The sequence below is a fragment of the Microbacterium paludicola genome (assembly GCF_015235415.1).
Lineage (GTDB): Bacteria > Actinomycetota > Actinomycetes > Actinomycetales > Microbacteriaceae > Microbacterium > Microbacterium paludicola.
This window is the reverse complement of record NZ_JADGLL010000071.1, coordinates 1-9013: the sequence shown is the minus strand read 5'-3', so window position 1 is coordinate 9013 and position 9013 is coordinate 1. Positions and strand designations below refer to the sequence as shown.

Below are 9013 nucleotides of genomic sequence, written 5' to 3'. Positions count from 1 at the left end.
CACTCGTACGCTCAGATATCAACTGGGGCCTCCCTCACGTATGTGGATAGGCGAAGCCGGAAGACCGGCCCGCAACCCACGGTCTACGCGAGCGGAGGCCTCAGGCTCAACCACTCATAGCGTCTAGCCGGCCCAGGTGCCCCAGGACAGCACCCTGGGGCACCGCCCCGCAGATCCCGCGCGAGAGCGCCCCTCAGACCCCTGGAGCACGCCATGACCATCCGATCGTTCGAGACGTTCGTCCGCCTCACGGCCGCGACCCCGGATCCGCCCTACGAGCCGGTCACGTACGAGGCCCCCGAGCAGTTCATCGCGCACCACGAGCGCGCGCTGCGCCCCGGCGCGCGACTCAACGTCCACCACCCGGCACCCTCCCACCCGTACCTGCGCGAGCCGTACGCCGTGGCCGTGGCGCTCGACCTGCGCGACGCGATCGCCTACGACGGCCTCACCGTCTCCTCCCCGTTCGTGCTGGCCCAGTACATCGAGGGCGACGAGCGCCGCTGGCACTTCTTCAACCGAGCGCACCTCGACCGCGCGGCATTGCTGTGGCGCGTGGGCGGCCCCGTCGACCTCACCCGCGACACCCTGGAGCAACGCCCGCCGCAGACGCGTGCTCAGTAATCGACAGCCAACGGTCCTCGGTACAGCTCGGCCGCGCTGGTAGCGCTGTTGATCGCGTCACGAACCGCCCGCTGCGTCAGGTCGAGCACGCGCAGGACGTCGTCGATCTTGGAGACAGCCTCGATCCGGTGGAAGTCGTCGGCATGCTCGGCCGCGTAGCGCGCGAGACCGCGCAGCTTGTGCAGCGCGTCGGGCAGGTCGTGCCAGTGCGGGTCGACGATGGAGGGCCGGATGACGCCACCGATCTCGTTGAAGAAGATCAGGTCCGGGAAGAGGCGGCGCCAGGCGTCCTTGCCGTCCTTGTACGCAATCGAGAGCGCGTCATCGGAGCGGGGCGGGTTCCGGTACCAGGCGATCGCGTAGGGCAGCTCGCGATCGAGCACCTCCACTTCCCAGGAGCCGAGGGAGCCGATCGGGAAGTTGCCATCGGCATCCGACATCAGGTGTCGAGGTCTGGTCGCGACGGGGTTTCCTTCGGTGTCGACAGATGACTCGGTGCGCACCTTGGGGCGGAGGATCGAGATCGTCTGCGGCGTGCCGGCCATCGCCACCAGCTCGGCGTATTGCGCGCGGCGGTGGTCGGGCAGTGACATGATCGGCGCGCGGTAGATGCGCAGCCACTCGTTCGCCAGGGCAAGCGCGGCGCGCTCGAGCTCGTCTTCGACGCCGGGGATGCGGGCGGTGGCAGCGACGTGCAGGTGCGCGGTGTAGAACCCGTCGTGCTCGTCGTCGATTCGAGCGTCGATGCGTTCGGCGTACTGCTTGGCGAGCTCACGGCCGAGGACTCGGCCGGCGGCGCGGTATTCGGCCTCGACAGCCCGCTCGTCGGCGGCTTCGGTGAATCCGATCGTCCCGCTGATGAGGCCGGTCTTGATCGAGGCGACCATGGTCTCCCCGTCGACGACCGAGAGGTCCTGTCGTGCCTTCTCGAGCGTGTCCGCGTACCGCGCGGCGACGCCGTCGAGGACACCCAGCAGCTCCGCATACGCCTTGCTCGTGGCGCCCGGCAGGATCCCGTCGTACGCGAGCTCGTGAGCGAGCCCGGACAGGCGCGCGGTAGCGCGGGAGGTCTTGCGCGGGAGGGTCTCGGAGGGGAGACGGTCGAACGCCTCCCAGACCGCCTCTGGGATCTGCTCGTTCACGGTCATGTCGACCGGGCCGATGAGCACTCGGCGGCCGTCGCCGCCACCGGAGCCACCTGCGCCCTCGCTCGACGGGTCGTCAGCGTCGAGCTCGTCTCCATCGGTGGATCCGAGCAGGAGACCGACCACGCGGCGCGCGGTGCGCTTGTCGAAGAACGGCAGCGAACACTCGACGGAGTTCAGCAGGTCGTTGCCGGGGATACGGCGAGCCAGTGGAGTGCGGACCATGCGGCCCAGTAGCTGCGTGATGTGGGTGTCATCGGTCGCGGGACGGTACGAGACGAGAACCTCGGCGCGCGGGCAGTCCCATCCCGTGCTGATCGCATCCTTCGCCAGCAGAATGCGCACCGCGGTGCGCTCCTGCACCCGCTCCGGCGAGATGTACAACCACCACCACCATCCGACGCCGTGCAATGTCGGAGCCCCCTAGTAGATTAGTACCTGTCAGAGATACCAGTTACTAGGAGGTCGAGATGAGCACCAAGCCCATGAGCATCCAGGAGGTCCACGCCTACCTGCACGGTCGGGTCAGCGCGTTCGCGATGGACAAGCACGACGCGCTCACCCTGGCGCGAGAGATCGACGGGCCGGGCATCACGGTCGGAGATCTCGCCGAGTACCTCGAGGGGGTCGGCTACCCGAACCTAGCCGCCGAGCTGCTCAGCGCCGAGGCGGAGATCGAGCTGCTCGGCGAGGACCTGTCCTCGCTCGCCGAGGCGCGCGACGCATGGATCGCCGCCAGCCAGGGCGACAGCAACGACGAGGAGCACGAGGCAGGCTTCGAGCTTGCCGAGGCCACCGGTGCCTTCCTCGAGCAGCGCAAGGCCAACGAGAGCCGGATCCGCAGCACGCTGGCCGCCTACGACGCCGCGGTCGCCGCCTACCAGGCGGCCGACGACGGCGACGTGAAGGCGTACGAGCACTACGAGGACCAGCTGCTCGAGATCGTCCACGAGCTGGTCGGCGCTCTCCGCCCCGGCAGCTGACCCAACCACCCCGCCCGGCGCAGCCCCGGGCGGGGTGCATCACCGCCGCCGCGCCGTGCCGCAGCTCCGAATGTCCGCCACCTCTGCTATATTGGTACCTGTCAGAGATACTAGATGGAGGAGTCCGATGAGTCAGACCAAGAGCCCCCACGGCCCGCTGCTCAACCCGTACGACACCGGTGAGCGCGCCGAGCCCGTGCCCTGGATCAGCGGCAACCCGCACACCTTCCGCCCGTTGCTCGACCACGATGCCGACCGCTTCGGCAAGGTCGACTACGAGGACGCCGAGGGCAGGACCCTCGCCACCGTCTGGGTCGAGCGCGACGAGAGCGGCGAGTACATCATCCGCGTCGCGCACTTCGGTGATCGGCTGCGCATCGAGGAGGTCGCCTCGTGACCCGCCGGATCCGGATCGTCATCGACGACCTCGACCGCGGCGCGGACCCGGCGCGCCCCTGGACGCTGATCCTGTACCGCGACGAGGCCGACGGGACGCCGAGGCGCAAGCCGCACCGCTCTCCCCTCGTCGGGGCGAGCATCCCGGACATGCTCCGCGCGCTCGCGGACAGCTGGGCCGACTCCGACGAGGCCGAGCTGCGCACGCTCGAGCACGAGCGGGCGGGCATTCCGGAGATCGGCACCGCCCGCCGCCGACGCAAGCGCTGAGCCATGCTCCCGAGGCCCGGGTGACGCGCCCTCGGGCCTCGGGAGTCAGCACAGCCACCAGCGTCGACGCTCCACTGCTACAGCAGCCGGTCCGTCGACCACTCCGCGCACAAACCTGTTGGCGGCCAGGGGTTGACTGCCGCACGCCATACGCGTATATTGGTACCTGTCAGAGGTACTATTAGTTCGGAGGTAATCATGAGCAACGCAGTCCTGGAAGATCGCGAGACGCTCGAGCAGTTCCTCGAGCGCAAGCACAACCCGTCCTGGAAGCCGGCCCCGCTGCCGAAGTCGCGCGCGATCCCCGCGCTGAGCGACCAGGAGTTCGAGCGGATCTACCGCGAGCACATGGCCGAGTGGGGCCACCCCGTCGACGAGCACGCCGACATCTTCGCGTCGCTCCCGATGCGCGGCGCCGGCCGCCCGTTCCGCCTTGGCAACAAGCCGCAGGGCGAGAAGGTCTACCCGCTCGAGGTGAGCGAGTCCGGCCTGTACGCCGTCGCGAAGCAGCGCAAGGGCCGCTACGACGTCTTCCACATCCCCTCGGGCCTCCGGGTGCCCACCATCGTCCCCCGCGCGGGAGCGGACACGCTGCAGGTCGGCACCGCCGCCGACGGCGACGGCTTCCGCCTCCGGCCGCACGCGGTGCGCTTCATGCGCGCGATCGACGCAGCTGGCGTCCTCGACGACAGCCCGGAGGGCATCGGCCGCAGCATCGACAAGCGCAAGGGCATGATCGCCGCGATCGCCGACTTCGCCGCCCGCAACTGATCCCCGCGGTGGGCGGCCGCCGCCGCCCACCGCCCCATCCAGAAAGGGGCCGAGAATGGCCAGAACGCAGCCAGGGACCCTCGTTGAGCACCACCGGGGACACCGAGCGTCTGCGGGGCGCCCCGGGGTGCGCGCTCGAACAGCTGCTCGAGCGCGGCCTGTGGAGAACGGCCGCGAGGCGACGGGACGGTCCCATAGGCTCACGCGTCATGGACGAGCTCGCCGCCTACACGCAGCCGCGCTGCCCCAGCTGCGGGACCGTGCTGATCACCGTGGCACACGGATACGTCTGCCGTTCGTGCCGCCTCGCATACTCGGACCAGGTCCTCGTGCACCAGGCGCCGGCGATCGCACCTCAGCGAGGTACGTGAGCTCCGTTCACCAGCACACCGGTGGCGATGATCTGCTCTCCTCGTGCTGCTCGGCGATCGCGCAGTCGTTGTGGAACGGGCCGCGGGAGGTGCCGATGGCGTCGTCGTCCTCTGCGATCTTCTCGCCACAGCCGGTGCACCGTGGCGACCGCCAGGTGCCGTCGTTGGGGATGTCGGGTCTGCCGGCGTCGGCCCATGCCGCGATAGTCGCCCAGTCCGGACCGCCAGCGGGGTACTGCGTGATCTTCTTGGTCATCGGTGCGGTTCAGCTGATCGCTGCGGACCCCGGTCGCTCGAGCAGCTGGATGACGCGCGCGGGCTCTTCATAGGCCAGGGCGAGGTCGGCGATGTCGCCTTCGAAGATGCGCTCGGCATCCAGCGGGGTCGTCAGCTCCGCGATGACGAGCTCGGCCCGCTTGGTGACGTTGGCGTGGAACCACAGCAGACACCGACCGACCAGCGCGTTGTACGCACCGAGCGGGATCGGCTCCGAGGGGAACAGCGTGGCGTACACCGCTCGAGGGTCGGCGGCGGCCGCGCTCACGGACGGCAGGAGGAAGGTCCACTCGGGCGAGCGGTCCGCTTCCCAGGTGCCGGACTCTCGCGCCGCGGCGAGGATACGGTCCGCCTCGAGGTCCTCCGGCGTCGACGGCGCGATCGCGGTGACGAAGGTGCCGAACTGGTCGAGGGCCCGGTCGACGGCAGCGGCGACGTCGTCGAGCCATACCAGGGCCGGCGCATACGCCTGGGAAGCGTCCTCCCAGGCGCGCACAGTGGCGGGGTCGAGGCCAAGGGCCTCGGCGAGCTCGTCGACGGTGATGCCGAGGGCGGAGCGGCGCAGCGCGAGCGTGCCGTCTCGCATCGACTCACCTCCCGAACGGCCGGACACAGCGGCCGGGACAAGTCTTCCAGCGCTGTCGGTCATTCCGTGCTCGCTTTCTGGCGGGCGCGCTCTGCCGCGATGGCGCCCAGGGCGTCACCGGGAGCGATGTAGAGCAGGCTCACCTCGGCGCCGATCGCGGTAGCGGTCTGTGCGTCCCAGAAGCCACGACGCCCCGGCTCGCTCGCCAGGCGTCGGGCGCGCGCAGCCGAGGTCACCACTTCGGTGGCGAAGACCTCGATCTCTCCCGTGGCACCGTCGCGCCACAGCGTGAGGTACCGGACGTCATCGGCGCGTTCCAGGTCGCCCTGTACGAGGAAGCCGACCACGTCAGAAGGCAGGACGAGAGGATGCCGGCCATATCCGGCGGGGTGGCGAACGCGGCGCAGCGCACGGGCGATCTCCTCGGCCTCGAGCTGCGCACTCAGCCCGTTCACTCGAGCAAGGATCGCTGCTGCTGAATCCGCGTCGCGCGACCCACGCTGAGACGGGTGCGCAGCGAGTCGATCTCCGACGCGGTCGGGTCGGGAGCGCTCGAGATCTGCGCGACGAGTTCGCGCTGCCCCCGCGGTGAGGAGTCGTACGCCTCCTGCTTCCGCTGCAGGTACTCCTCCGCTCGAGCCAGCCGTTGCCGAGCTCGGCGGTCGTCGGGAGAACGCTCGGCCGTGTCCCGCGCACGCGCACAGCGCTTCTGTGCGCGCGAGAGCTGCTGCGCCGTGTGCGCGCTGCATCGCGGCCCCGGTCGAGGGTCACACATCCTCGCTCCGAACCCGTCCCGTGGCGTGGGCGTCGATCGTCATGTGCCTCCTCTTGGCGTCCTCCGTATAGGTGCCTCGCGGGCCTCCGATCTGACAGCGAAAAGACACCCTGCGGCGGGTCCGATCTCGGGGGTTGCATCCCTGTCGAACACAGACTATATTAGTACCTGTCAGAGATGCTAATAGAAGTTGGAGGGGCATCATGGCCACGAAGACGAAGCGCAGCAGGGCCCGCAAGACGCTCACCCCCGAGGAGCGCCAGGCCCGCGTCGACGAGCTGCACGCCAAGATCACCGCGCAGGTCGAGCAGCTGCGCGGGTCCGATGGATGGGCGCGGTTCCTGAGCTACGCGCGCAGCTTCCACAGCTACTCGCTCAACAACCTGATGCTGATCCTCGCCCAGCGCGAGAACGCCACCCAGGTCGCCGGCTATGTGAAGTGGCGCGAGCGCGGCCGCCAGGTGCGCGACGGGGAGAAGGCGATCAAGATCTTCGGCTTCTCGCAGAAGCGCATCACCGAGACCGACGAGAACGGCGAGGAGAGCACCCGGGTGATTCCCCGGTTCCCGATCCTGTCCGTGTTCGACATCAGCCAGACCGACCCGATCCCGGGCCACCCCGGAGTGCCCGAGAACCCGGTGCGGCAGCTGACCGGCGACGACGACTTCGGCATCGTCGACGACCTCACCGCGCACATGACCGCCCAGGGTTGGCAGGTCATCCGCGAGCAGCTGCGGGAGGGCTTCAACGGGTACGCCTCCGGTGAGCGCCAGACGATCGCCCTGAACGCGGCGATCGCACCCGCCCAGGCTGCGAAGACGATGATCCACGAGGTCGCCCACGTCACGCTCGGCCACACCGACGACCAGGCCGACTACGTCGCTCACCGCGGCACCCGGGAGGTCGAGGCCGAGTCCACCGCCTACATCGTCGCCGGAGCGCTCGGGCTCGACACCGGCTCCTACAGCACCGGATACATCGCCGGCTGGGCAGAGAAGGCCGACGCCGACGTGATGCGCGAGACCGCCAGCCGGGTACTCGCCGCGGCGCAGAAGATCATCGAGATCCTCACCCCCGCGGCCGCGGACCACGACCTGGCCGCGTGAGGAGGCCACGGTGAGCGAAGTCAAGACGGAAGGGGCCCGCGTCGCCTACGGCGACCGGGTCGCCCTCGCCGGCATCGTGTGGGAGCTGCAGGACACCCGCCAGCCCGAGACCCACCACCAGGACCACCTCGGCAGGCTCGTCCCCGTCGACCCGGAGACCGGCGAGCGGGTCGAGGTCATCCGCATCGGCCGCGCCGAGCGCATCGGCGTGCAGATCTCCCTGACCGCCGCCGGCGATCACGTGCACGCCTACCCGTCGACCCGCGGCTACACGCCGGAGCTCACCGACGCGCAGCGACGCACCTTGGCCGAGGCGATCGAGCAGGTCGACTTCGACGTCGCGCCGCTGCAGCCGATCGAGCGCGCACGGCGTATCGGCGACCGCCTGCAGACTCAGGTGCGCTGGCTGGTGGGCCAGGCCCTCGGCTATGAGCTGCGACAGAGCCTGCGCGAGTCCCTCCAGCATCTGCCCGCTCCCCGGCGCGAAGCCCTCCTCGAGGAGCTCGCCGCGCGCATCGCCGACACGTTCACCGAGCAGCTGCGCCGGGACCTGCGCCTCCTCTGAGCTCGTCGGTCAGATCCCCACCCGGCCACCCACCTACATAGACACGAGAGGAGACCGTCATGAGCATCCGAGCACGCGGCCCCGTAGCTGTGGCGATCGCCGCCGTCCTCGCCGCCGGCGCCTGGTTCGCCGTGGACACTGCCGGTCCCGCGCCCGCCGAGGTTGTCGTCCCCGAGTCGCCGCAGGCGCGCGCCGGGTTCGCCGATGCAGCGCAGCTCGCAGAGGCGCTGCCGACGATCGATCCGGCAGCGCAGTACCCCAAGTACGTGCGCGCCGACTACGGGCCCCGCTGGGCCGACATCGACGGGAACTCCTGCGACCAGCGCAACGACGTCCTGCAACGCGACCTGGTCGACGTCGTCCTCGACGTCGACGGCTGCACGGTCCTCACCGGTGTGCTCGAGGACGACCCGTACACCGGCCGCGACATCGTCTTCCAGCACGACAAGGTCGCCGAGGAGGGCAACCCCGGGTCCCAGGGAGTTCAGATCGAGCACATCGTGAGCCTCGAGGCCGTCCACCGCGGCGGAGGCTGGCGATGGTCCCCCGATCGCAAGATGGCGTTCGCCAACGACTTGGCCAACATCATTGCCGTCGACGGGCCCTCCAACAACGCGAAGCAGGAAGCCGGCCCCGCCGACTGGCTCGTCCCTGACAACCCGGAGTACCGCTGCACCTACGCAGCCCGGTACACGCAGATCCTCCACGACTGGGAGCTGGCCGTCGACGTCGACGACCGCGACCAGCTGGTCCACACTCTCACCGACTGCAGCGATCAGCCCGCGTCGGTATCATGACCGCGGGCGCCCGGCTCGAGGCGACGCGATCCTCTCCTAGGTATCTCTGACAAGTTCCTCCGACAGGATCGCGGCCTCGCCGGGCGCTCGCCATTTCTCTGCGGTGCAATCCATCGCTTTTCCGTTGCGGCTATATGGTTCGAATCATGGCCCGCAAGATCATGCACCAGCTCATCGACGACATCGACGGCACTCCCCTTAAGCCCGGCGAAGGCGAAACGGGCTCTTCACGAACGAGGGTGTAGCGCGGGTCTGAACCCTCCGGCTTCGAGCAGTGACCGAGCGATGTAGTGGGTGAGGTTGCGGAAGCCGAGGGCGGAGCCGCGGAGGTGTTCGAGTCGCCCGTTG

13 protein-coding genes are annotated in these 9013 nt (G+C 69.4%); 9 read left to right on the top strand and 4 right to left on the bottom strand.

Features of this window, described 5'->3' with window-relative positions; all coding sequences use genetic code 11:
* Nucleotides 1-213 precede the first annotated feature (213 nt).
* Entirely contained in the window at nucleotides 214-624 is a 411-nt protein-coding gene (locus IR155_RS15310) for a hypothetical protein (RefSeq protein WP_135115655.1), read from the top strand.
* Here IR155_RS15310 and IR155_RS15305 read toward each other — a convergent pair.
* Entirely contained in the window at nucleotides 618-2153 is a 1536-nt protein-coding gene (locus IR155_RS15305; RefSeq protein ID WP_194210356.1) for a hypothetical protein, read from the bottom strand. The genes IR155_RS15310 and IR155_RS15305 overlap by 7 nt on opposite strands.
* A gap of 86 nt (nucleotides 2154-2239) precedes the next feature.
* Between IR155_RS15305 and IR155_RS15300 the strand changes: the two genes are divergently transcribed.
* The 4 genes from IR155_RS15300 (at nucleotide 2240) to IR155_RS15285 (ending at nucleotide 4189) form a co-directional block, all read left to right on the top strand.
* Complete coding sequence (locus tag IR155_RS15300; RefSeq protein ID WP_135115653.1) at nucleotides 2240-2752, top strand: hypothetical protein; 513 nt, start codon at nucleotides 2240-2242, stop codon at nucleotides 2750-2752.
* Nucleotides 2753-2879: 127 nt separating this feature from the next.
* Entirely contained in the window at nucleotides 2880-3149 is a 270-nt protein-coding gene (locus IR155_RS15295; RefSeq protein ID WP_135115652.1) for a hypothetical protein, read from the top strand.
* Nucleotides 3146-3418 carry a hypothetical protein gene (locus tag IR155_RS15290; protein ID WP_135115651.1) on the top strand — a complete coding sequence of 91 codons (273 nt, stop codon included), beginning with the start codon at nucleotides 3146-3148 and terminating at the stop codon, nucleotides 3416-3418. The genes IR155_RS15295 and IR155_RS15290 overlap by 4 nt, the downstream gene beginning before the upstream one ends.
* A gap of 198 nt (nucleotides 3419-3616) precedes the next feature.
* Complete coding sequence (locus IR155_RS15285; RefSeq protein ID WP_135115650.1) at nucleotides 3617-4189, top strand: hypothetical protein; 573 nt, start codon at nucleotides 3617-3619, stop codon at nucleotides 4187-4189.
* Nucleotides 4190-4567: 378 nt separating this feature from the next.
* On the opposite strand, the gene IR155_RS15280 is transcribed toward IR155_RS15285, so the two are convergent.
* From IR155_RS15280 to IR155_RS15270, 3 genes are read right to left on the bottom strand one after another with little or no spacing between them, the layout of a single operon-like run.
* On the bottom strand, nucleotides 4568-4816 hold the full coding sequence (locus IR155_RS15280; protein WP_135115649.1) for a hypothetical protein: 249 nt from the start codon (nucleotides 4814-4816) through the stop codon (nucleotides 4568-4570).
* Nucleotides 4817-4825: 9 nt separating this feature from the next.
* Nucleotides 4826-5422 carry a helix-turn-helix domain-containing protein gene (locus tag IR155_RS15275; protein WP_135115648.1) on the bottom strand — a complete coding sequence of 199 codons (597 nt, stop codon included), beginning with the start codon at nucleotides 5420-5422 and terminating at the stop codon, nucleotides 4826-4828.
* A gap of 59 nt (nucleotides 5423-5481) precedes the next feature.
* A complete protein-coding gene (locus IR155_RS15270; protein ID WP_135115647.1) occupies nucleotides 5482-5877 on the bottom strand; it encodes a hypothetical protein in 396 nt (131 codons plus the stop codon).
* 523 nt (nucleotides 5878-6400) lie between these two features.
* Between IR155_RS15270 and IR155_RS15265 the strand changes: the two genes are divergently transcribed.
* The 4 genes from IR155_RS15265 to IR155_RS16095 all read left to right on the top strand — a co-directional run bounded on the left by IR155_RS15265 (nucleotide 6401) and on the right by IR155_RS16095 (nucleotide 8910).
* Nucleotides 6401-7303 carry an ArdC-like ssDNA-binding domain-containing protein gene (locus IR155_RS15265; protein WP_135115646.1) on the top strand — a complete coding sequence of 301 codons (903 nt, stop codon included), beginning with the start codon at nucleotides 6401-6403 and terminating at the stop codon, nucleotides 7301-7303.
* Nucleotides 7304-7313: 10 nt separating this feature from the next.
* On the top strand, nucleotides 7314-7868 hold the full coding sequence (locus IR155_RS15260; RefSeq protein WP_135115645.1) for a hypothetical protein: 555 nt from the start codon (nucleotides 7314-7316) through the stop codon (nucleotides 7866-7868).
* A gap of 59 nt (nucleotides 7869-7927) precedes the next feature.
* Complete coding sequence (locus tag IR155_RS15255; protein ID WP_135115644.1) at nucleotides 7928-8665, top strand: HNH endonuclease family protein; 738 nt, start codon at nucleotides 7928-7930, stop codon at nucleotides 8663-8665.
* A 146-nt stretch (nucleotides 8666-8811) separates the two neighbouring features.
* Nucleotides 8812-8910: an Lsr2 family protein gene (locus IR155_RS16095; protein ID WP_228067420.1), complete on the top strand. Its 99-nt coding sequence runs from the start codon at nucleotides 8812-8814 to the stop codon at nucleotides 8908-8910.
* The last annotated feature ends 103 nt before the right edge of the window (nucleotides 8911-9013 follow it).